Origin of the sequence: Psychromonas sp. 14N.309.X.WAT.B.A12 (genome assembly GCF_030397575.1) — a bacterium.
Classification (GTDB): Bacteria; Pseudomonadota; Gammaproteobacteria; order Enterobacterales; family Psychromonadaceae; genus Psychromonas.
On the sequence record NZ_JAPNXS010000001.1, the window covers coordinates 331,413 to 355,583 of the forward strand.

Consider the following 24,171-nt stretch of genomic DNA (forward strand, 5'->3'; position numbering starts at 1 on the left):
TTCAGTTAAGGAAATAACATGTTAAAAAAAATAGAGGTCACAGAAGCTATTTTCGCGATCAAAAAAGAAAAAAATTTAACTTGGGAAACGATTGCGGATGCCATTGGTATGTCAACCGTATGGACTACTTCAGCTTGTTTAGGCATGAACAGTTTTACGGAAGCGACTGCCGATAAATTGATCACATATTTAGGTTTACCAACAGAAACAAAATTTAGTTTATTAGAAAACCCAACAAAAGAATGGGATAAGTCAGTGCCACAAGACCCTCTCATCTATCGCTTTTATGAAGTAGTAGGAGTGTATGGAGATACATTGAAAGAGGTTATCCAAGAGAAGTTTGGTGACGGTATTATGAGTGCTATCGACTTTACTATGTCAGTTGATAAAGAGGAGAACCCAAAAGGTGACCGTGTAGTAGTGACGATGAACGGTAAGTTTTTACCTTATAACGCATGGTAGGTAGCTTATTGAAGTAGGTAATAGTTTCGAATTATTGCATTTTTAATAAAAGGGCGACCGATATTGAGAGTTACAGTAAAGACGTAATTGCTCTTTAAAAGGATGTTTGCCAACAGGAAGTTACATTAACCCGTAAGTTATTTAGCATATTAAATACTTACCAGAATAAAAGTGAGAAAAACTATGTCTTATTTAGAGCCCGCAGAGTTTGTAACCAAAATGGTTGATACTGGGGAATCCAAAGTTTATATGTCGACTAAGGACACCTTAATACGTGCTTTTATGGCGGGTGCCATTTTAGGATTGGCAGCTGTCTTTGCAATTACAGTTGCTACTAAAACTGGGAGTCCAATATTAGGCGCTTGTCTATTTCCCGTTGGTTTTATTATGTTGTACTTAATGAAATTTGACCTGTTAACGGGTGTATTTACTTTAGTCCCTTTAGCTTTATTAGATAAACGTCCAGGAGTCACTTTCTCAAGTGTTATGCGTAATTGGGGTTTAGTATTTATTGGTAATTTTGCAGGTGCTATGACAACCGCTTTTATGGTTTCTTTTATATTAACCTACGGTTATGCAACAGATGGCGGCGCATTGGCAGCAAAAGTAAGTGCGATTGGCGAATCAAGAACGCTAGGTTATCAAGAGCATGGCATTGGTGGATGGTTTACTATTTTTATTCGCGGAATGCTATGTAACTGGATGGTCTCAATGGGTGTAGTTGGTGCATTAATTTCAACTTCAGCTGGCAGTAAAATGGCTGCGATGTGGATGCCTGTAATGTTATTCTTTTATATGGGGTTTGAGCATTCAATCGTGAATATGTTTTTATTCCCATTTTCAATGATCATGGGCGGTGATTTTACCGTTTATGATTATTTATTGTGGAATGAGATTCCAACGGTATTAGGTAATTTAGCGGGTGGTTTACTATTAGTAGGATTACCTTTGTACTTCACGCATGTTAAAACCTCTAAAGCACGTGTTTTAAGTTAATGTAATAGTAAGGTGTTGCACTTAAACACATTTGGATAGCCGCCGTGTTTAAGTGTAAATACTTTTATATCACTTCATCTAAAATTAACCATTCGAAGCACAATTCACTAAATAATAAGTATCGGTTGATTGTATAGGGTGTGATACCTGTGTATATTAAGCTTACTTTTATATTTAAGTGAATTCATTATATTGAGCGCCAAGCAGCATAAAAACGCAACGACGACCCCCGAGATAAGAGCTTTTATTCATGACTCAGAGCTGCCGACCGCAGTACTAGCACGTCTGTTAAAAATCTCTGAATCCACCGTACGTAAATGGCGTAAACGGGAAACCGTTGAAGATGCTTCGCACGTACCAAAACACTTCAAAACGACTCTCTCAGTGCAGCAACAATATGTTGTTGTGCAATTGCGCACTCGATTAATGCTCTCCTTGGATGATCTGTTACAGGTTTGTCGGCAATTTATTAATGAAAACACCTCTAGGGCGGGTCTACAGCGTTGTTTGAAACGTCATGGTGTGTCTAAGTTAGCGGATATTGATCCTGCCGGCGAGTTAGTTAAATTAGAGCAGCAAGTCAGTGTTGCTATTAAAGATAACAGTTCAGACCAAGTACTCAATTCAGTGGTTAGCCCTGAGGCCATGAGCGAAGTACTAAATCAATTACGCAATGAAGCGGCTGAGAAAACCAATAGCAGTCAATTAGCAGATCATGCACGAAGTGCGAAAACACGTTCACTAACCTGTTCAGATGTAGTGCAAGTAAGTGTGACAACACTGCCTATCTTAGATAAAAAAACAACTAATCAACATCGTTTATTGATTGCCCATGACCCTGATAGCCAGTGGGTGTATGTCGATCTTTATCAAGACGATGAAGCCGATGCTGCACGACGTTATATGCGTTACGTGTTAAAGCATGCACCATTTCATATTCGTCGCTTATTAGCGGCAAATTATAACGAATTTTTGAGCCGATTCCGTTTGCTTAGTGAAGTATAAACACTAGCAAACAGATAGTAATGCCATTGGAGAACATAATGTCAAAAAAACAAAACACCAACACAGCGGCTGATAAGCGTATTAATTCACGCTTACAAGAAACGCCAATAGCAATTGTTGGTATGGCTTCGGTTTTTGCTGAAAGTAAAAATCTAGGACAGTTTTGGGAAACCATAGTTAATTCTGTGAATGGCATTCAAGATGTACCTGAAGATCGCTGGGCTATTGATGACTATTACTCTGCAGATAAAAAAGAAGCAGATAAAAGTTATTGTAAACGTGGTGGTTTTTTACCTGAAATTGATTTTGATCCGATGGAATTTGGTCTTCCACCTAATTTACTAGAATTAACTGATATTACCCAATTAATGGCATTAGTGACTGCACGTGATGTTATTGCTGATGCGGGTTTAAGTGTTGAAGGTAATGTTGATCGCGATAAAATGGGGATTATCCTAGGGGTTGGTGGCGGCCAAAAACAGGGCGGGCAGTTAATGTCCCGATTGCAAGGTCCTGTACTAGAAAAGGTGTTAAAAGCATCAGGTGTCAGTGAAGATGATACTAATGTGATCGTGGATAAATTTAAAAAAGCGTATATTCCATGGGAAGAAAACTCATTCCCAGGTATGTTAGGTAACGTTATTGCTGGACGTATTGCTAATCGTTTCAATCTTGGTGGTACAAACTGTGTGGTTGATGCCGCTTGCGCAGGTTCTTTAGCCGCTATTAAAATGGCAGTATCAGACCTATTGGAATACCGCTCAGATATGATGTTATCGGGTGGTATATGTTGTGATAACTCACCATTTATGTACATGTCATTTTCAAAAACACCAGCATTTACTGATGGTGATTGCATTCGTCCTTTTGATGATAAATCCAATGGTATGATGATTGGTGAAGGTGTGGGTATGATTGCACTTAAACGTTTAGAAGATGCTGAACGTGACGGTGACCGAATCTACTCTGTGATCAAAGGTATTGGTAGCTCTTCAGATGGAAAATTTAAATCCATCTATGCGCCGCGTCCAGAAGGGCAATTAAAAGCACTTAAACGTGCTTATCAAGATGCAGGTTTTGATCCAAAAACATGTGGATTAATTGAAGCGCACGGCACTGGTACTAAAGCCGGAGATGCGGCAGAGTTTAGAGGTTTAGAGTTATTGTTCAGTGAAAATAATGAACAAAAGCAACACGTGGCATTAGGCTCAGTTAAATCTCAAGTGGGCCATACTAAAGCGGCGGCAGGCACTGCCGGATTAATTAAAGCAGCACTAGCGTTACACCACAAAGTATTACCTCCGACGATTAATGTTGATCTACCGAATAAAAATTTAGATATCGAAAATACACCACTTTATATTAATACTGAAACACGTCCTTGGATGCAGCGTGTTGATGGTGTTAAGCGTCAAGCGGGGATCAGCTCTTTTGGATTTGGTGGCACTAACTTCCATCTAGTATTAGAAGAATACTCACAGCAACATCAACATGCTTATCGATTAAACGAGGTTGCGCAGTCATTTTTAATTGCCGCTGATAATAAAGCACAGCTAATTGAGATATTAACGGCGCAGCATCAGGCTTTAAAGGTTGGTCAAGACAATCAACCCTATGCTTATAATCAATTTATAATTGACTTTCCTGTACGTAAAATTGCTGCTGATCAAGTGCGTTGTGGTTTTGTAGCCAATGACGTTAATCATGCTAAACAGTTATTAACGCAAGCAATCGATAAACTAACAACAGATCAATCTGAACAATGGTCAATGCCAACGGGTATCTATTACCAACAGCAGGCTATCAATAGTAAAGGTAAAGTGGTTGCTCTATTTTCAGGTCAAGGGTCCCAATATGTGAACATGGGGCGTGAATTGGTTTGTCATTTCCCAACTATGATGGCCAGTCAAGTAGCCATGGATAAACAGTTTGCATTAAGTTCAACGGGTAAGGTAAGTGATGTGCTTTATCCTATTCCAGTATTTGATGCATCTAAAAAAGCGCAACAAGAGCAGACTTTACGACTAACAGAATATGCACAACCTGCGATAGGCAGTTTATCAGTTGGCTTATTTAATACATTTAAACAAGCTGGTTTTAAACCTGACTTTACCGCAGGACATAGCTTCGGTGAGTTAACGGCATTATGGGCAGCAGGTGTGTATTCAGAACATGATTATATGCAACTTGCCATTGCCCGTGGCCAAGCTATGTCAGCACCCAATCAAGTAGATTTTGATGCAGGGGCAATGGCTGCTGTTATTGGAGAAGTTGCTTTAGTAGAGATTGAAATTGCGGAGATCGCTGGAGTAAGCATTGCTAATTATAATGCTCATAATCAAGCGGTGATTGCTGGTAGTAAAATAGCCATTTTAGATGCGAGTACAAAACTCACTAAACTTGGTTTAAAAGTGATTGAGTTACCTGTTTCTGCTGCTTTCCACACGCCATTAGTTGAGCATGCTCAGCAACCATTTGCTAAGGCTATTGATCAAGTCAAATTTGCTAAACCAACGATAAATGTGTTTGCTAATGGTACTGGTGAAGCACACAGTGAGCAGCCGCAAAAGATAAAAGCTGCGCTTAAAGGGCATATTCTAGAATCGGTACAATTCAGTAAACAGATTGAGAATTTATACAAGGCTGGTGGTCGTATCTTTGTAGAGTTCGGCCCTAAAAATGTACTTACCGGTTTAGTGGATAATATTCTGCAAGATAAATCAGATGTAGTGAGCATTGCGACTAACGGTAATACCAAACAAAGTGCTGATATTCAATTACGTTTAGCCGCTGTGCAATTAGCTGTTTTAGGCGTTGAGCTAGATAACATTGACCCTTATTCCGCAGTTAGTCGCCCTACGGTTGCGCCTAAAAAATCACCATTAGCGATGAAATTATCGGGTGCTGCCTATGTCAGTCCTAAAACAAAACAGGCTTTCCAAGATGCGTTAACTGACAATTGGAAGATAGGTAACAATCAACAACCTGTCACTGAAGTCAAAGAAGTGATCAAAGAGGTCATTGTTGAGAAAGTTGTAGAAAAAATGATTTATGTCGACAGTGAAGGTAAGCCTTTAGCTGATCAATCAGCGGTGGCAACGCAGCCAACAGATACACTAAATACTCAAATTTCGGCTAATGATATTCAAGATAGTGTTAAGCGGTTAATTGAGCATCAATCACAACTATTATCCGTACATCAAGCGTATTTAGAAGGGCCTAATCAATATGCAGACACCTTTAAAACGGTATTAACTGCGCAAGCTGGCCAACAAAAATTACCTGAAGGTTTGGATAAAACTTTAAGTATGTACCATGATTTCCAAACAGAAACATTAAGAGTACATGAGACATACCTGAATAATCAGACCGAAAATATGCAGCATATGCTAAGTAGAGTGTCTGATAATAAAGGGGACAATCCTCAACAAGTAGCACCAGTTAATGAACTTCAGAAATCCCCTGACTTGCAAAGTGGTAATAAGCCATTAACAACTAATTTGAGTCTACAAGAGCAATTACAGGCAACACATGACACGGTTAAAGGTGTACAAACTAGTCCTGTCAGAAAAGTACAACAAAATACAGTTGATGACAAAGTGTCGCCACTAAGTGGTGAGGTTGCTTCAAATCAAGCGATAGCTGATACCATGCTCGCGGTTGTTGCTGATAAAACCGGTTATCCGACAGAGATGCTTGAATTAAGCATGGATATGGAAGCGGATTTAGGTATCGATTCAATCAAACGCGTTGAAATCTTAGGGGCCGTGCAAGATCAAGTGACGGATTTACCAGAATTAGACGCTGAGCAACTTGCACAAATGCGTACGCTTGAAGAAATTATGGTTTACATGAATTCAGTGATGGGCAACACACTGAATAAACCAGCAAGTGTGACAACAGCAAATAACCCCTTTAGTAACACAACGCCTAATAGCGTTGACGCTCAATTAATTGAACAAACCATGCTTGCGGTTGTTGCTGATAAAACCGGTTACCCAACAGAGATACTTGAATTAAGCATGGATATGGAAGCGGATTTAGGTATTGACTCAATCAAACGCGTTGAAATCCTAGGGGCCGTGCAAGATCAAGTGACGGATTTACCAGAATTAGACGCTGAGCAACTTGCACAAATGCGCACGCTTGAAGAAATTGTGGTTTACATGAATTCAGTGATGGGCGACACACTGAATATGCCAGTCAATGCTGCAACAGAAAATAACTCCCTTGGCAACACAACGGCTAATAGCGTTGACGCTCAAGTGATTGAACAAACCATGCTTGCAGTTGTTGCTGATAAAACCGGTTACCCAACAGAGATACTTGAATTAAGCATGGATATGGAAGCGGATTTAGGTATCGATTCAATCAAACGCGTTGAAATCCTAGGGGCTGTGCAAGATCAAGTGGCAGACTTACCAGAATTAGACGCTGAGCAACTTGCACAAATGCGTACGCTTGAAGAAATTGTGGCTTACATGAACTCAGTGATGGGCGTGACTAATGCTAAAACAGTACAAGCGACTGAAGAGGCACCGCAAACAATAGATGTAGAGCATATCGAACGCACTATGTTGTCAGTTGTGGCTGATAAAACAGGCTATCCAACGGAAATGCTGGAGTTAAGCATGAATATGGAAGCGGATTTGGGTATAGACTCTATCAAACGTGTAGAAATCCTGGGCGGTGTACAAGACCAAATATCAGCACTTCCTGAGTTAGATGCAGAACAATTATCACAAATGTCCACGTTGGCTGAAATTGTTAACTACATGCACTCGGTTCAAGCGGATAATACGTCTGTAATAACCGTTAATACATTTAGTCATGCGTCATATGTACCATTAACCGAAACCTTTGAACCTGCACCCAGTGCAACGGTGGCAATAAAAAAGCTTTCAGCACTTGAATACGATGACTCAAGTGTGAAAGGTGAAACCGATGGTAGTAAACAATTATTATTGGTTAATGACGGGCTTGATAGTTGTGTTTTAACTGCTAATGAATTAATAAAAGCTGGATGGAAAGTCACTGTTCTAACACCTCACTGGATTAAAGTGAAATTAACCAAGCAGTTTGACCAACAGATCCAACTTGTTGATTTACCATCGCTTGATGAAGCGATCATTGCAGACATTATGTCTGCTCAACAATGGCAATCTGTTATCTATTTACATCCTAAAACGAATGCACCAGGTATTGATTTTGATGAACAAGCTAAACAAGGACTGCAACTGGTGTTTTTGTTGGCAAAGTTATGTAAATTAAACCAATTAAATAATGAAGTCCGTGCATCATTTTTAGTGGTGACACGTCAAGGTGGCGACTTTGCAACAAACAATTTAGAAAGCAAAGCAGATTTAGTACAGGGTGGTTTATCTGGATTAGTAAAAACCTTAGCGCAAGAGTGGAACAAGGTTTTCTGTCGTATCGTTGATCTGCCTTGTAAATTTACAACCAGTAAAGTCTCTAAGATAGTCGTGTCTGAGCTTAATGATAAAGCTACTTTGCCTACAGAAGTGGGTTATAACAGTGAAGGGCGATTAACTTTAGTGGCACAGAAAACCGACAGCTACCAATTAACTGATGGTCAGTCGATTAATCAAGAGTCTGTTTTCTTGGTTAGTGGTGGTGCAAAAGGGGTGACAGCACATTGTGTTATCGAACTTGCTAAGCAGCATCAATCTAAATTTATTTTATTGGGTCGTTCGCAGTATCAAGCTGATGAAGGGGCCTGGTCAATGGGAATAGACACTGACGTTGATCTTAAAAAAGCTGCCATGCAACATTTGTTGAATACAGGTCAAAAACCAAACCCAAAATCAGTGAAACAGTTAATTAACACTGTATTAGCTAACCGTGAGATTAAGCAAACCTTACATGCTATTTCGTTAGCTGGTGGGGTGGCTGAATATGTTGCGGCAGATGTGTGTGATAAACAAGCATTACAGACAGCAGTCGCTCCGATTACCGCCTTGTGGGGGAGTATTACTGGGGTTATTCATGGTGCAGGTGTATTAGCGGATAAATTAATTGAAGATAAGACATTAAGCGAGTTTGAACAGGTTTATAGCACTAAAATTGATGGATTAGCGGCTTTGTTGTCTTGTTGCGAAATGGACAAGTTAACGCATCTTGCACTATTCTCTTCGGCAGCAGGTTTCTATGGTAATCCAGCACAATCTGATTACGCGATTGCTAACGAAATTTTGAATAAAACCGCTTACCGCTTTAAAGCTTTGTACCCAGCAGTACAAGTGTTGAGTTTTAACTGGGGGCCTTGGGACGGTGGTATGGTCACAGCAGAGTTAAAACATATGTTTAATCAGCGTGGTGTGTACATTATTCCAGTTGAATCGGGTGCTAAATTGTTTGCTAGTGAGCTTGCAGCAGCAGATAACCGCTGCGTACAGGTTGTGGTTGGCACAGATATGTCTGGCTCTGATAATGAACCTGAGTCGATAAAGGTTGATGGTCAAATTATCAAGGTATTTAATCATCAAGAAAGCATGCTGTTATCTGATCATCAAATCGATGGCCAGCCTGTCTTACCAACAGTATGTGCAATGGCATGGTTGAAATCAGCCTGTGAACAACAGTACCCTGATTATCAATACCAAGGTGTTAAAGATTTTAAATTGTTTAAAGGCGTTGTGTTCGATGGGGCACATGCGGAACAATTTATGCTGGACACTAAACTAGTAGAGCGATCTGACACACAATTAAATGTAGAAGTATTGGTAAGTAGCAAAACGGCACAGGGCAAATTGGTTTATCATTACCAGGGAATAGTGACCTTGGTTAAACCATTGGATGGCGGATTGTCATTGAAAGAGCACCAGACAATATTGCCTGAATTTGTTAAAAAACAATCCCAACAAGCCGCTGAATTATATGCTGACGGCAGCTTGTTCCATGGTCAAAGCTTACAAGGTATTCAACATATTCATCAATTGGATGAAACTGGTTTACTACTTGAGTGCGCTATTGAAATGGCAGCAAACCAAGGTAACGGAGAGTTTGATCTCAATGAGACTAATGTGGCTGCTAATGATTTAGTCTATCAAGCCTTATTAGTCTGGACCAGCAAACAGTTAGGGACTGGTAGCTTACCAACCAGTACAGGAAGCTGGGATGTGTTTCGTGAAGTTAAATTAGGTGAGCACTTCTTTATTAAGCTAATCGTGACTAAACAGCAAGGACAAAGCGTATTTGGTGATTTACTATTGATTGATCAAGCGAATAAAGTGATTAGTCAGATAAGCGCTGCGGAAGTAACTTGTAGCCCGAGCTTATCAGAGTTATTTAAGGCCAGCGCTTAATCATGTTAGCGGTATTGGGCATTGAGGTAAACATTAGCTCAAATAGCAATGAGCAGATTGCTATTGATGCATTTGATTACTATTTATACCAAGGTTTGAAAATAGATACTCGACCTGAACCCCGTGCTGATAAGTTGATTTCGGCACTGAATGTATTAAGTGACAAACTATTAGTGAACAATCATCTTAATCGTTCACAGGTTAAAGTGGTTATCTGTAATGCTAAAAACGATAACATTCAATCATTTACAAATACATTTTCAGATGTACTTTATTGTGAATCACTTAGTGATGCCTTGAATGTTTGTTCTCAGGTGTCCGTTGAGCAATCTAAAGCAACTATACTAATGAGTGTTGATGGTCGCGATTTAAATGCTTGTGCTGCTATTTTAATTAGCACGCAACATGCATTTCAAGATGTTAATTCACAATTAAGTCAGTGCCATTGTTATGCTTATATTAATGCGCAAAGTATCGTGAATAGTGCGTTTGATGCAACAGCGAAAAGCCAACTAATTGAACAGCATATTTATGATTTTTTCGTTCGTAATAGTTCAAATTACGAGCAAATCGAATCAATCATTATCAATCAATCCATGTCGTCGATTTCAGCTGACGAACATGCGCAACACTGCTTATCGCTAAGTTATATAGATGGGCAGCAAAGCGCCTCTACAGATAAATGCACACTGTTAACTAGTATCGATTGTTATGATAGTGAAGATGCTGACTTTATGGCCTTGCTTAGCCTAATTTCAACTGTGCTATGTGTCGATCAACAATATCGCTTAGGTTATTGTGGTGATTTGTTATCAAGATCGGAGCCTACTGACTCAATCGCTGAAAAATGCGCCGATTTACCTTATTATTTATTATCTGAATCAACAAGTTATTTACCTCAATGCGCTAATCAAATAAGGCAGTTGGTATTGAGCTTTGTAGCAGAGCATTCACATCAATTAGTATTAGTGTCTAATAGTGATTCCTCTAATAACAAGCAAATTGAGCCTAATTACAACAATGGTTTCCTAGCGCAACAAAAGATGAAACCAATTATATTTAAAAGTACTTCAGTACAACAATTAATTGAAGCGTTACACTGCTGTGAACAATCTATTTCTCGAACCGCACAGAGCTTTACACAATTTAGCGAAAATCATCTTAGACATGGTCACTTTAAACACCAAAGTCTGCAATTTAACCAAAATCAACAAGGTTATTATTGCTTAGTCTTATTAGCTGATTGTTTTGAACAGCTAATTGCACAAATAGTATTAGCTTGTAATGGACTACCAAAAGCAATTAGTAATAAACAAGTCTGGAAAACCCCGCTGGGCAGTTATTGTAGTGGTCACTTGGTTGAAGAAAATCAGTATAAAAAGCCACTCAGTTTTGTCTATCCAGGTGTGGGTGCTTTATATGTCAATATGGGAAAAGATCTATTACGTTTATTCCCGCATTCGCATCAAGCACTAAACCTGATGAGCTCTGATTTATCACGTAGCTTACAAGATCTATTGATCACACCTAGGCACCTAAAGGTTAGTGACGAGCATCCCCTTCAAGACCAACAAAATTTAAGACGAAGTTTGGCAAATATTGCTGAAGCAGGTGTTAGTTATGCCTATTTACTTACCCATATATTTCAATGTGGACTGTCCTTAAATGCGAGCAGTGCAGCAGGGTATAGTATGGGAGAAGTGAGTATGTTTGCCGCACTAGGTTGCTGGAAAAACCCAGATTTATTGAGCGAACGATTACGTCAAAGCCCTATTTTTACTGAGCAATTAGCGGGGCCTTTAAAGCGCCTGGATCTGGCTTGGGGTGAAGCAAAAAATGGTAATGAAAATGCATGGGAGTCATTTCATATTAAAGTCGGGTTAATGCAGGTCAACGCTATTATTGCTGAATACCCGCGCGTTTACATTACTATTCGTAACACGCCTGAAAGCTTAGTGATTGCAGGTGAACCCAAGCAATGTTTAGCGCTAGCTAAGCAGTTAGGGGTGAGGGCAATTGCATTGAATGTACCTAATATTATTCATTGTGAATTATCTCGGAGTGAATATCAGCGAATGCAATCGATGTACTCGTTACCTGTCCAGCAAAAATTAGCTTGTCAGCTATTTTCTACTTCTTGTTATTTACCTGTACCCATCACTGAAAAAGCGATCGCCGTTAGTATCAGCAAATGCCTAACCGAGTTTGTCGATTTTCCACGTTTAATTAAAAATATTTATGCTACTGGAGAACGTGTGTTTATTGAAATGGGGGCAGGAAAGTCGTTAAGCACATGGATTGAAAGGATTTTAAAGAGTAATCAAGGTTCTGTAACCTGTTTGTCAGTAAATCAGAAAAATTTAGACGATTATACTGCAATTCTCAAAACTGTGGCGACATTAGTCAGTCTGGGTTATCCAGTGAATTTACAGCCTTTTTATAACGGAACGCTAGTGCGTCCGGTGAATAAAATAGCTGAATCCGTATTAGTATCATAGAGAGTATTTATGGAAAACATTGCCATTGTTGGTATCGCAAATCTATTTCCAGGCTCAAGTGCGCCAGAAGAGTTTTGGCAACAATTATTACAAAAACAAGATAATCGCACAGCCATTACAGAGCATGAGTTAGGTGTTAAACCAGAGCAGTACTTAGGTAAAAAGGGCGACAACGATAAATATTACTGTCTATATGGCGGTTATGTTCGTGACTTCGAGTTTGATGCTGAGGAGTTTTTACCAGCTACAGATTCATCCTTTAGTGTTGGTGACTTGCACCAATTGGATGATTTGCATCAATGGTCTCTTTACGTGACTAAACGTGCCTTGCAAGATGCTGGTTATTGGCAAAGTGAAAAATTGAAGCAGTGTGGTTTAATTTTAGGTAATTTATCATTCCCAACAAAACGCTCTAATCATCTGTTTTTGGAATCTTATCGCCGAGTAGTTGAATTAGCTTTACAAGAAACCCTTCATCCTAAATTCCAACTGTCGGCGTTTGCAGAACAGCAAAAAGTAAAACCGGAGAATGCCCTAGTAGGCGGCTATCCAGCCGCTTTATTAGCACAAGTTAATGGCTTAGGTGGTCAATACTTTGCGTTAGATGCTGCCTGTGCATCATCTTGTTACAGTGTCAAATTAGCCTGTGATTATTTACACACAGGAAAAGCAGATATGATGCTAGCTGGAGCGGTATCAGCAGCGGATTCATTATTTGTAAATATGGGATTTTCTATTTTCCAAGCCTTTCCAGAAAACAACCGCCACGCGCCATTTGATAAGGATTCTCAGGGGTTATTTGCAGCACAAGGTGCCGGTATGATGGTGCTTAAGCGACATAGTGATGCTATACGTGATGGGGATAAGATCCATGCCGTCATTAAAGGTGGTGCGTTAACTAATGATGGAAAAGGGGAGTTTGTATTAAGTCCTAATAGCAAAGGACAAGTACTAGCATATCAAGAGGCTTACCGTAATGCCGAGGTTGATCCTAGACAAGTAGATTACATTGAATGTCATGCAACGGGGACACCTAAAGGTGATAAAGTTGAGCTTAGTTCGATGGAACAATACTTTAGCGAATATCAACATAAGCCCTTACTTGGCTCTGCTAAATCAAACTTAGGGCATTTGTTGACCGCTGCAGGCATGCCGGGTATGACGAAAGCTATTTATGCTCTAAATAATGCGCTTATTCCGGCAACCATCAATGTGGATAATGCGATAAGCACACAAAAGGGTTATTTTTCAGCAACCCAAATTCCAACGCAAACCGTGGAGTGGCCGAAAACTGCTCACCAAAGAACAGCGGGGGTTAGCGTATTTGGGTTTGGTGGAAGTAATGCTCACTTGGTGCTACAACCAGGTAATAGTGAGTATGTTGAAAACACACAGCCAATCAATCAAGTAGAAAAACTAGCTATAGTTGGAATGGATTGTCACTTTGGGCAAGTTGATAACATGCTGGCTTATCAGGAAGCGATTAACAACAAACAAGGCTGTTTCAGTGTTTTACCAACACAGCGTTGGCAGGGAATTGAAAAACAATCTTCAGTATTGAATCAAATTGGTCTAAACAATGCGCCTAAGGGTAATTATATTAGCCAGTTCGATATCGATTTTTTGCGTTTTAAAATACCGCCCAATGAGCAAGATAGTTTAATCGCACAGCAATTATTAATGATGAAAGTGGCCGATAATGCAGCAAGAGACGCAGGCTTAGTTGCGGGTGGAAAAGTAGCAGTATTAGTGGCTATGGGATTGGAGTTAGATCTTCATCAGTATCGCGGCCGAGTTAATTTAGCAACTCAAATTGAACACAGTCTTGAGCAGATTGGGGTTGAATTAACTGAGCAACAACAGTCGCAATTGATTGAAATTAGTAAACAAAGTATTAATGATCCTGCACAGTTAAACCAATATACCAGTTTTATTGGTAATATTATGGCGTCACGTATTTCTGCGTTATGGGATTTTAGTGGACCTGCTTTTACCGTTTCTAGTGAAGAAAACTCAGTTTATAAATGTGTGGATATTGCTGATAATTTATTAAAAACCTCTGATATTGAGGCAGTGATTATTGCTAGTGTAGATCTTGCTGGTAGTTTTGAAAATATCAGTCTTCGCCAACAGTTTTTACCTGTCTCTGAACAAGCGAAAGTTGCTGTAACAGCTAGGCAACAATCACAGTGGTTAGTTGGTGAAGGTGCCGGAGCATTTGTTGTCAAAGCCAGTGGTCAGGTTAAATCAGAGCAAGTCTACGCAAATATTGATGCTTGTTTGTTTGCTAATCATAGTGACCCATTTAATCAAGCACAGCTAATTAATGCTACCTTGCAACAAGCCAAAATCACTGCACAGGATATTTGCCAAGTTGAAACCTTTGCTGTTGGTGATACAGAACAACTCGCTAACGAGCATGATACATTAGCACAAGCTTACCCAACTGCTGCCTTTGTATCCTCTAAGCAGTATGTTGGTCATTGCTACAATGCATCAGGTATGGCGAGTTTATTGTCTAGTGTTATTGCGTTACATAGTCACCAAGTTAAAGTGACTGATAACCAAAACAACAAGTATGTAGCAGTGCATGGTTTAGGGCAAGATATGAGCGTTGCTCACTTGATTTTGTCTAATACACAAGCAGACAAAATGGTCAGCCTGTTACCGCAAGTTAAAACTAAATTAAGTTTAATGAAAACAGTGACTTTAGGTGGTAAATCTATCTTTAATGCAATACATGAGTTAAGAGATAGTGCTGAAATACAAACTATACAAGAACAGTTTATTAAACATTTTACCCCTGCCACAGTACAGCCAATTAAGCAGCATCAGCGCGTGCAGAATACTGCATTGCAAAACAGCTCTGTAATGGATAAAACACAAGAAGCACCAATGAATAATAAGCCAATGACCATGACACAACAATCAGGTGAAATAGTACAAACTCAGGTGAGTGAGCAGATCTGCCAACAACATCAAACCCATCAAGCTTTCTTACGCCATCGTTTTATGGCGGAGAAACACATTGCCCGTTTGATTAAATTGCAATCTCAACTAACACAGCCGAGCCCCTTCACTGAACATAACTCAAATCATGATAGTTTGGAGAGCGATTCGTCAATAAAGGCGTTAATACCTGGGTTAATCAATATCAAAGGACAAAACGGTTATACCTATCCACCTTTGCAGTTAATTGAACAATATAATCAACCAAACAAAGTGATTTTCGATACGGCTCAACTAGTGGAATTTGCTGAAGGAGATATTGGCAATGTATTTGGTGACCAGTATCGTATTATCGATAGCTACCCAAGACGAGTCCGTTTACCAACCACAGATTATTTGTTAGTTAGCCGTGTGACTGATTTACAAGCAACAACAAATCAATACAAAAAATCTTCAATGACCACTGAGTATGATATTCCCATGGATGCTCCTTTTTTAATAGATGGGCAAATTCCTTGGTCGGTGTCAGTTGAATCAGGGCAGTGTGATTTAATGCTTATTGCTTATATCGGTATCGACTTTCAAAATAAAGGTGAGCGTGTTTACCGCTTGTTAGATTGTGAATTGACCTTTTTAGAAGAGATGGCCTTTGGTGGTGAGACATTGCGTTATGAAATCCATATCGATTCTTATGCCAAGAACGGCGAGCAGTTATTATTCTTCTTCCATTACGATTGTTATGTTGGGGATAAAAAAGTACTTATTATGCGTAATGGTTGTGCTGGTTTCTTTACCGATGAGGAGCTCGCTGATGGCAAGGGGGTGATTAGTACCGCGCATGATCAGGCGCAGTTAGATAAAGCACAAAAGAGTCGATTTACTCCGTTAATTAAAAACACTCAGACCCAATATAATTACCATGATATGTTAAAACTGGTTGATGGTGATATTGCTGGATGTTTTGGTCAAGATTACGATCAACAAGGTCGAAACCCATCTTTAAAATTTTCTTCTGAAAAATTCTTAATGATTGAAAGGGTTACCAAAATAGATCCACAGGGTGGACATTGGGGATTGGGATTATTAGAAGGGCAAAAGACGTTAGCGCCTGAGCATTGGTATTTCCCGTGTCACTTTAAAGATGATCAAGTAATGGCTGGCTCATTAATGTCTGAAGGTTGCGGGCAGATGGCAATGTTCTTTATGCTTTGGTTAGGCATGAATAGTCAGGTCAATAATGCACGTTTCCAACCTATGCCAGGAGAAGCTCAAACGGTACGTTGTCGTGGTCAAGTACGTCCACAACATAATATCTTAACTTACCGTATGGAAGTAACAGCAATAGGTATGTCACCACGTCCATTTATCAAAGCTAATATTGATATTATATTAGATGGCAAAGTCGTGGTTGACTTCAAAAACTTATGTGTTGAGATTAAAGAACAAGATCAAGATAGTCCGTTCCCAGTGACGTTACCGGACACTGTGCAGCAACTTAATCACTTAGGTGACGATAAAGTGGTGTCACAAAGTGGCCAATCATTATTGGATGAAAGGGGTATCAATCCTTTTGCCCATATCGAGCGCCCATTAATGCGCGTCGAATCAGACCTTACTGCACCTACCAATAAAGGCGTGGTACCGATTAAACACTTTACAGCGCCATTTGTAGAACAACAAAATCGTACTCCTGATACTGTGCCTTTTACCCCTTGGCATTTATTTGAATTTGCTACGGGTGATATTAGCCAATGTTTTGGCCCTGAATTTTCTGTGTATCAAGGTCGCACTCCGCCCCGTACTCCTTGTGGTGATCTACAGGTAGTTACGCAGGTCACTGAAGTGACAGGCCAGCGTATGGATTTTAAAACACCATCAAGTTGTATTGCAGAATATGTTGTACCTGAAGACGCCTGGTATTTTACTAAAAATAGTGTAGAAAATTGGATGCCGTATTCATTGTTAATGGAGATTGCTTTACAACCTAATGGTTTTATTTCTGCTTACATGGGAACGACATTAAAATATCCTGAAAAAGATTTATATTTCCGTAACCTAGATGGCCATGGAGAGATAGTAAATAGCATTGATTTACGGGGGAAAACCATTGTAAATAAATCAGTATTATTATCGACCAGTATGGCGGGTGGTGCGATTATTCAAAGTTTTAGTTTTGAATTAAGTGTGGAAGGACTATGTATCTACCGTGGTGGTGCTGTATTTGGTTACTTCAGTGCTGACTCATTGACGAATCAATTGGGCATTGATAATGGACAAATTACTGAGCCTTGGTTTGTTACTAACAACACACCTGCAACGCAATTAACCCAGTTAGATTTGACTAATCAACAATCAAGCTTGTTTGTTTTAAACCCCGCCAAACCTGCTTATCGTTTAGCGGGTGGGCAGTTAAATTTTGTAGATAAAGTAACTATAGTGGAAGGTGGTGGTGACCATCAAATTGCCTATGTATATGGTCAACGTACCATAGACGCAAGCGATTGGTTCTTTCGTTACCATTTTCACCAGGATCCAGTGATGCCTGGCTCTTTAGGTGTAGAAGCTATTATTGAGTTGTTACAATGTTATGCATTACAAAATGATTTGGGACAACAGTTTACTAACCCTCGTTTTATTGCACCAGAAACAAAAGTAGCTTGGAAGTATCGAGGTCAAATAACCCCATTAAATAAACAAATGAGCTTAGATGTTCATATTAAACAGATTATCAGAAATGCGTCAGAAGTACGTATTATAGGTGATGCAAATTTATCTAAAGATGGATTACGTATTTACCAAGTTGAAGATATCGTGCTGAGTATTATAGAGGCGTAAAGAGACAGTTATGACACAAGCAAGCAAAAACACATTACTTGAAGCTAATGCTAACACCATAGATTGGAACTGGGCAGTGGCTGAAAATACCTTACAACATCAAGATGAAAGTATTAAAAGCGCATTATTAGCGATAAATAAACCACTTTACCTTGCGCAAACAGAGCAGGGGATAGGAGTTTGTCATCATATTTCTGGCGAATCGGAGCAACAATCGACTAAGCCGGTGATTGGCTTTGCGCAAGCGTTAACACCAGAGCAATTGGGGAGTGAACAATTTAAGCAAGCGCATGGTGTTAAGTATGCGTATCATGGTGGGGCAATGGCGAATGGTATCGCTTCTGTAGAGCTAGTGATTGCGTTGGGTAAAGCGGGTATGTTGTGTTCATTTGGTGCTGCAGGTTTAGTTCCCGATGTGATTGAAGCATCTATTAAACGTATTCAACAGGCATTACCAAATGGTCCTTTTGCGGTGAATTTAATTCATGCGCCAAGTGAAGAAGCCCTAGAGTCTGGTGCTGTTGAACGTTTTCTAAAACTAGGTGTTAATACCGTTGAAGCTTCAGCTTTCTTGGCATTAACTCAACATATCGTGCATTACCGTGTTGCAGGATTATCACAAAACCCCGATGGTTCGGTGAACATTAACAATAAAGTCATTGCAAAAGTTTCACGCACGGAAGTCGCAGAACGCTTCATGTCGCCACCGCCACAGAAGCTTTTAGATAAGTTACTTGCCGCAGGTAAGATCACTCCTCTGCAAGCTGAGTTAGCTTTAAAAGTGCCTATGGCCGATGATATTACTGCTGAAGCCGATTCAGGTGGGCATACTGATAATCGTCCGTTTTTGACTTTATTACCGACCATCATTAAGCAACGCGACCAGTTACAAGCTAAATATAATTATGCCGTACCGCTTCGTGTTGGCGCAGGTGGCGGTATTGGTACTCCTGAATCAGCAATTGCTGCATTTAACATGGGAGCTGCTTACATTGTATTAGGTTCGGTAAATCAAGCTTGTGTGGAAGCAGGTGCTTCTGAATATACTCGTAAATTATTAGCTAATATTGAGATGGCAGATGTGACCATGGCTCCTGCGGCTGATATGTTTGAAATGGGAGTAAAGTTACAAGTGGTTAAGCGTGGGTCGATGTTTGCGATGCGCGCTAACAAATTGTATGAACTGTATAGCCAATATCCAAGTATCGAGGCGATACCAAGTGTAGAGCGTGAAAAAATAGAAAAGCAGATATTCCGTCAGAATTTGGATCAGGTTTGGCAAACCACCATTGCGTTTTTCCATGAACGCGATCCCGCTATGTTAGCAAGAGCGAAAAATGATCCGAAACGTAAAATGGCATTAATTTTCCGCTGGTATTTAGGGTTATCTTCTCGTTGGTCAAACATAGGTGAAGTAGGCCGAGAGATGGATTACCAAATCTGGGCAGGACCAAGTTTAGGAGCCTTTAACAGCTGGGTTAAACACACCTATTTAGCTAATTATGAACAACGTAAAGCAGTCGATGTTGCCTTACATTTGTTAACCGGTGCAGTATACCTTGCACGCATTAATCAACTGAAATTACAAGGGATTAACATCCATAATAGTTTACTAAATTATCAGCCTGACACGACACTTTTAGCAAAATAAGGTATTACATGACCGCAAAAAAACAGAACAATCCACTCTTTGGTTTAAAGCTAGAAGTGTTACTTACTGAGTTATCTGATCATTATACGTGGCCAGGATTGAGTGAAGCTTTATGTATTGACCGATTTAATTTTCATACAGGAATGAAATCAACCTGTAAGTTTTTACGCAATAATCAGTGGGCGAGAGAAAAAGTAGAGATGTTTTATCTTTATGAGTTTAAGGCTTATCCCTATCCAGAGCCTAAAATTTTGGCCAAACAGCCACGTGATCATAACCTGCCAGAAGGGGCGGTTAGTGGAGAGCCGGCTGTGATAAGCGATAGCTTGATTGATCGTGTTGACATCGCTTGTAAACACCGTATCTATGAGAAAAAGGCAGAAGTAAATAGTGAGCCCGCTTATGATCCAAGTGATCCTTGGGGCATTAATAAAAAATAAGTAGGAAGTAAACTATGCAAGATTGGCAGTTTCAGTTGTTTTCAGAGTTATCAGCACAGCGCTTGTATCAAATATTAAAACTTAGACAAGATGTATTCGTACTGGAGCAAACCTGTTTATATGCTGATTTAGACGAGTTAGATCAGCAATCAGCTCATATCTCTTTGATCAATGAAGAAGATGATAGCCTATTAGCTTACTGTCGTGTATTACCTGCGGGAGTTATTTATGATGATGTAGCGATAGGACGCGTCGTGGTTAATCAACAAGCCAGAAACAAAGGCATTGCTAAGAAGTTGATAGAAAAAACAATTACATTTATTGAAACCGAAATGCAGGCGTCAGCTATTACCATTTCAGCACAAAGTCATTTACAACGCTTTTATGAATCGCTGGGTTTTTTGGTAATATCAGAACCCTATGATGAAGATGGTATTGAGCATATTACTATGCGCTTAATTTTTACTTAATTATTTAGCTAATAACAACTTAATTAATGACGATTTAACTAATATAATTGTCTGTAATGGGCTTCAAATGATGAAGCCTGCTATACTTTAATAACTAAATATATATCCTTAGGAATACAGATGTCTGCAGAGTTGCAACGTAACAATCCACTACATGGCTTAAAAACAGAAACCATGTTAACTGAACTCGTTGAGTTTTATGGTTGGAAAATATTATATGCCGCAACACGTTTTAAGTGTTTTGATGTAAATCCTACCATCAAAGGCAGTTTGAAATTTTTGCAAAAGCAAGAATGGGCAAGATTGAAGTTAGAAAGCTTCTATTTGTATCGTTTTAAACGTATGCCAAAACCAAATGATGTTGAGTTTAATCTGAATCCGCGCGAACGTGGTTTTGAACATGGTATAGTGCCATTGTCGCCAATGAAACTTACTATTGAGTCTATTGAACTATCGCAAGCCAAAGCCGCTTCAGCATTCCAAGAAAGACAAAATGAAAAGCGTCACAGTAATAATATGCGCCATCGTAAAGAGCAGGCCAGTAAACACCCAATGCGTGATGCTAAAGTTAAGTCTCAGCCTACAACTTCAAGTAAGAGCGAGCCTAAATACGATCCAAGTAATCCTTGGAATGTATAGTTTATATTCTTAAACAACAACTCAGTTAACAAAGCGGTGGTAAGCGCTGCTTTGTTATCATTACGACTCTTCTAATTGCCTTTTTAACAGCAATATCTGTTTAATTAACTTAGACTTTTCTAATTTTGCTAATTCAGTTACTTGTAGCTCAGTATTAAGTAAAGCTTGTATGTCTGCTTGATCATCTTCTGTCGAACCCTGTAATGAAGCAGAGTTGAGTTGTGCTTTTAATTGCAAGTTTTCCTGTTTTGCTTGTTTAAGTTGCTGTTGCAAAGACTGAATAGAGCGGTGACTTTCGCTTTCAGCAAAAATTAATAGTTCTAAGGTTGCATTTAAAGGTGAGTTTTTGGCAATTTTCTTGAGCTGATCACCGGCCTTTAATGACATGTTGAAGGTATAAAGTTTTTTACCGTTATCACTATCTCGGGATTTTTTGCTGCGCCAAGCTTTGAACATCTTATTTCGCAGTTCTCGTCCTTCTGCAGAAGTTTCTAATAGGTGACAAAAGTTAATAAAGTCAGCTTCATCCATAGTGTCGACATCTAGCTCATTACCGTTTATTAAAGGTGATAAAAGTGCAGATTTAGGCATTAAATAATGTTTAACCCAATTGCGATTTAGATCATTCCATTCAAAACCGGTAGGTGTTTCGACTGTGACCATATGAAGCTCCTTATGTCATATAACCTGAAGTAAAAAATTATCTCCTCACTATAAGCATAAAGCGTTTGAAAATAAAGCAGTGTAATTAGCTTGTTTTGGGATTGGAGATATTTAGTTAGTATTCAAGCGTGATATCAATAATATAGCGGCACGTTCAGTGTTTGTTTGTAGAGTGGTGCCGCTAAGTGGTACTTGTGTTTATTAAGGTAAAAACTATTTAATGTCGTTATTAATTAACCAGATTTTAAATTGTTTCTTTTGTTCTGCATCAGCTGCTTTATATTGTTCAATTAAACTGTTTGTAGTTATTTTAGTGACTGAACCTTCAGTGACTTGCAGATTATTTTTTTGGTTATATTTACTTACTAATCCTTCAATATCAGCATAGGGTGCAAAACCTTCCCCATGTAATTGGTCTGATGTTTCTACCTGGTATTCACCAGAATCGTTCTCAACGAACCAATCTAATTTTGTAGAGATTTTTTGTTCTGCTTGTGCATAACTAAGTAGTTGATTGGTAGAAATGTTAGTGTTGCCTTTTACTTCAATATTGAAGACATAAGGTCTACTTTCTAATAAACGTTCATCTCTAAATGCATTCGAGTATCTAACCACTACCTGATGAGTACCGTCTTTTACTTCTAATGAGTTATCAGTAAAAAAAGAGCTTTTTACCTTAGCACCATCAACGGCCATTAATTGTAAGTCGTTATTAGTAACAATCTCACCTGAAAAAGCGAAAGGGCTAATGGCTAGTGATAAAATTAATCCTGTGATTCTCATATGTTTTCCTAACTAAATATTTTTTGATTACGTCAATATGACAGATCATTAGCGATTTTGGTATCGTGATAAATGATTTATGTCCATAAAACGAAAATAAAGTGAATTGAGTGAGTGAAATTTAATCTAATTTAACGCGTGATTAAATTCAATTTCTTCAGACATCGAATATAACTGATTTATGTTTCATTTAAACGACCATTAACATCTTTTGAAGAATGCTGTGATTGGAACTTCATCGTAAGCAGTTTTATCTAATAAAAGTAAAAAATGGGTATATAAAAATATGAGTAATAAACAATAATGATTTATTAAATCATACAAATAGAGGTGTGGAGGGATGAGTTGATAAATAGCGTAGATAAAGAAGGGCTGAATAAAGGACAGAGGAGTTATTATTAACCCCTCTGTTTTTAAGATAGATATTATTCTGGGTTATCAGCAATCATTTTTTCTGCTGTTTTTACCATATCAGCACTACCACACATGAAAGGTACTCGTTGGTGTAGCTCAGTAGGATCAATTTCCATTATACGTTGTGTACCGGTACTTGCGATACCGCCTGACTGCTCAGCCAAAAACGCAATGGGGTTACACTCATATAATAAACGCAGTTTACCTTCAGGTGCTTGGGCAGTAGATGGATACATAAATATACCACCCTTTAATAAATTACGGTGGAAATCAGCCACTAATGAACCGATGTAACGAGACGTATAAGGTCGGTTATCTTCAGGCACGATCTCTTGACAATATTTAATGTACTTTTTAACACCGACCGGAAACTTAAGGTAATTACCTTCGTTAATTGAATAACACTTTCCTGTCTTAGGTTGCTGCATATTTTCATGCGATAAATAGAATACACCTAATGAAGGATCACAAGTAAAGCCATGTACGCCGTTACCTGTCGTATAAACAAGCATAGTTGATGAGCCATAGATAACATAGCCAGCGGCTACCTGCTTAATACCAGGTTGTAAAAAATCTTCTAATGTTACTGGTGTTCCAACAGGGCTGATACGTCTATAAATTGAGAAAATAGTCCCTACGGATACATTAACGTCAATGTTGGTTGAGCCATCCAATGGATCCATTAATACAACATATTTACTGTTCATACCGCGTTCGCTATCAAAGCTGACAAAGTCGTCTTCTTCTTCAGAGGCGATACCACAAACTTCACCACGTGCTTCTAAAGCTTGTTTGAATTTATCATTTGCGTATAAATCAAGTTTTTGTTGTGTTTCGCCTTGAATGTTTTCGATACCAGTTGCACCAATAATATTGGCAATCCCAGCTTTGTTTATTTCACGGTTAACAATTTTAGATGCTAAGCGTATTGCACCTAATAAACCTGTTAATTCCCCGCTTGCTTCTGGGAAATCATGTTGTTTTTCAATTATGTATTCGCCTAAAGTGATCATATGCTCTCCAATAAGTTTGGGAATTAAT

The 24,171-nt window shown here is 39.0% G+C and carries 13 protein-coding genes; 10 read left to right on the forward strand and 3 right to left on the reverse strand.

What is annotated here, in order from left to right:
* The first annotated feature begins 18 nt into the window (after window positions 1-18).
* The 10 genes from cynS (at window position 19) to OW492_RS01575 (ending at window position 21,270) form a co-directional block, all read left to right on the forward strand.
* On the forward strand, window positions 19-462 hold the full coding sequence (cynS, locus tag OW492_RS01530; RefSeq protein ID WP_290037965.1) for a cyanase: 444 nt from the start codon (window positions 19-21) through the stop codon (window positions 460-462).
* Between the two features lie 183 nt (window positions 463-645).
* Complete coding sequence (locus OW492_RS01535) at window positions 646-1,458, forward strand: formate/nitrite transporter family protein (RefSeq protein ID WP_290037966.1); 813 nt, start codon at window positions 646-648, stop codon at window positions 1,456-1,458.
* Window positions 1,459-1,650: 192 nt separating this feature from the next.
* Complete coding sequence (locus tag OW492_RS01540) at window positions 1,651-2,463, forward strand: helix-turn-helix domain-containing protein (protein ID WP_290037967.1); 813 nt, start codon at window positions 1,651-1,653, stop codon at window positions 2,461-2,463.
* Between the two features lie 38 nt (window positions 2,464-2,501).
* The gene (locus OW492_RS01545; RefSeq protein ID WP_290037968.1) at window positions 2,502-9,788 is read left to right on the forward strand and encodes a type I polyketide synthase; all 7,287 of its coding nucleotides are present in this window, start codon (window positions 2,502-2,504) and stop codon (window positions 9,786-9,788) included.
* A gap of 2 nt (window positions 9,789-9,790) precedes the next feature.
* On the forward strand, window positions 9,791-12,286 hold the full coding sequence (locus tag OW492_RS01550; protein ID WP_290037969.1) for a PfaB family protein: 2,496 nt from the start codon (window positions 9,791-9,793) through the stop codon (window positions 12,284-12,286).
* Window positions 12,287-12,295: 9 nt separating this feature from the next.
* Window positions 12,296-18,070 carry a beta-ketoacyl synthase N-terminal-like domain-containing protein gene (locus OW492_RS01555; RefSeq protein ID WP_290037971.1) on the forward strand — a complete coding sequence of 1,925 codons (5,775 nt, stop codon included), beginning with the start codon at window positions 12,296-12,298 and terminating at the stop codon, window positions 18,068-18,070.
* Between the two features lie 10 nt (window positions 18,071-18,080).
* Window positions 18,081-19,721 carry a PfaD family polyunsaturated fatty acid/polyketide biosynthesis protein gene (locus tag OW492_RS01560; RefSeq protein ID WP_290037972.1) on the forward strand — a complete coding sequence of 547 codons (1,641 nt, stop codon included), beginning with the start codon at window positions 18,081-18,083 and terminating at the stop codon, window positions 19,719-19,721.
* Between the two features lie 8 nt (window positions 19,722-19,729).
* The gene (locus OW492_RS01565) at window positions 19,730-20,161 is read left to right on the forward strand and encodes a VF530 family protein (RefSeq protein WP_290037973.1); all 432 of its coding nucleotides are present in this window, start codon (window positions 19,730-19,732) and stop codon (window positions 20,159-20,161) included.
* 14 nt (window positions 20,162-20,175) lie between these two features.
* Window positions 20,176-20,631 carry a GNAT family N-acetyltransferase gene (locus OW492_RS01570; protein WP_290037974.1) on the forward strand — a complete coding sequence of 152 codons (456 nt, stop codon included), beginning with the start codon at window positions 20,176-20,178 and terminating at the stop codon, window positions 20,629-20,631.
* 120 nt (window positions 20,632-20,751) lie between these two features.
* Entirely contained in the window at window positions 20,752-21,270 is a 519-nt protein-coding gene (locus tag OW492_RS01575) for a VF530 family DNA-binding protein (RefSeq protein WP_290037975.1), read from the forward strand.
* A gap of 60 nt (window positions 21,271-21,330) precedes the next feature.
* Here the strand turns inward: OW492_RS01575 and OW492_RS01580 are convergent, their stop codons facing one another.
* The 3 genes from OW492_RS01580 to fbp form a co-directional block, all read right to left on the reverse strand.
* Entirely contained in the window at window positions 21,331-21,933 is a 603-nt protein-coding gene (locus OW492_RS01580; protein ID WP_290037976.1) for a hypothetical protein, read from the reverse strand.
* Between the two features lie 213 nt (window positions 21,934-22,146).
* Window positions 22,147-22,716 (reverse strand): DUF2057 domain-containing protein, encoded by a 570-nt coding sequence (locus tag OW492_RS01585; RefSeq protein WP_290037977.1) that lies wholly within the window; start codon window positions 22,714-22,716, stop codon window positions 22,147-22,149.
* Between the two features lie 425 nt (window positions 22,717-23,141).
* Complete coding sequence (fbp, locus tag OW492_RS01590; RefSeq protein ID WP_290037978.1) at window positions 23,142-24,143, reverse strand: class 1 fructose-bisphosphatase; 1,002 nt, start codon at window positions 24,141-24,143, stop codon at window positions 23,142-23,144.
* Between the last annotated feature and the right edge of the window lie 28 nt (window positions 24,144-24,171).

Excerpts from the sequence above, each read along its gene's own strand:
- OW492_RS01560 (WP_290037972.1), top strand. The coding sequence starts at position 18,081 with ATGACACAAGCAAGCAAAAACACATTACTTGAAGCTAATGCTAACACC.
- OW492_RS01580 (WP_290037976.1), bottom strand. The coding sequence starts at position 21,933 with ATGGTCACAGTCGAAACACCTACCGGTTTTGAATGGAATGATCTAAAT.
- OW492_RS01565 (WP_290037973.1), top strand. The coding sequence starts at position 19,730 with ATGACCGCAAAAAAACAGAACAATCCACTCTTTGGTTTAAAGCTAGAA.
- fbp (WP_290037978.1), bottom strand. The coding sequence starts at position 24,143 with ATGATCACTTTAGGCGAATACATAATTGAAAAACAACATGATTTCCCA.
- OW492_RS01575 (WP_290037975.1), top strand. The coding sequence starts at position 20,752 with ATGTCTGCAGAGTTGCAACGTAACAATCCACTACATGGCTTAAAAACA.
- OW492_RS01555 (WP_290037971.1), top strand. The coding sequence starts at position 12,296 with ATGGAAAACATTGCCATTGTTGGTATCGCAAATCTATTTCCAGGCTCA.
- OW492_RS01585 (WP_290037977.1), bottom strand. The coding sequence starts at position 22,716 with ATGAGAATCACAGGATTAATTTTATCACTAGCCATTAGCCCTTTCGCT.
- OW492_RS01570 (WP_290037974.1), top strand. The coding sequence starts at position 20,176 with ATGCAAGATTGGCAGTTTCAGTTGTTTTCAGAGTTATCAGCACAGCGC.
- OW492_RS01535 (WP_290037966.1), top strand. The coding sequence starts at position 646 with ATGTCTTATTTAGAGCCCGCAGAGTTTGTAACCAAAATGGTTGATACT.
- OW492_RS01545 (WP_290037968.1), top strand. The coding sequence starts at position 2,502 with ATGTCAAAAAAACAAAACACCAACACAGCGGCTGATAAGCGTATTAAT.
- OW492_RS01550 (WP_290037969.1), top strand. The coding sequence starts at position 9,791 with ATGTTAGCGGTATTGGGCATTGAGGTAAACATTAGCTCAAATAGCAAT.
- cynS (WP_290037965.1), top strand. The coding sequence starts at position 19 with ATGTTAAAAAAAATAGAGGTCACAGAAGCTATTTTCGCGATCAAAAAA.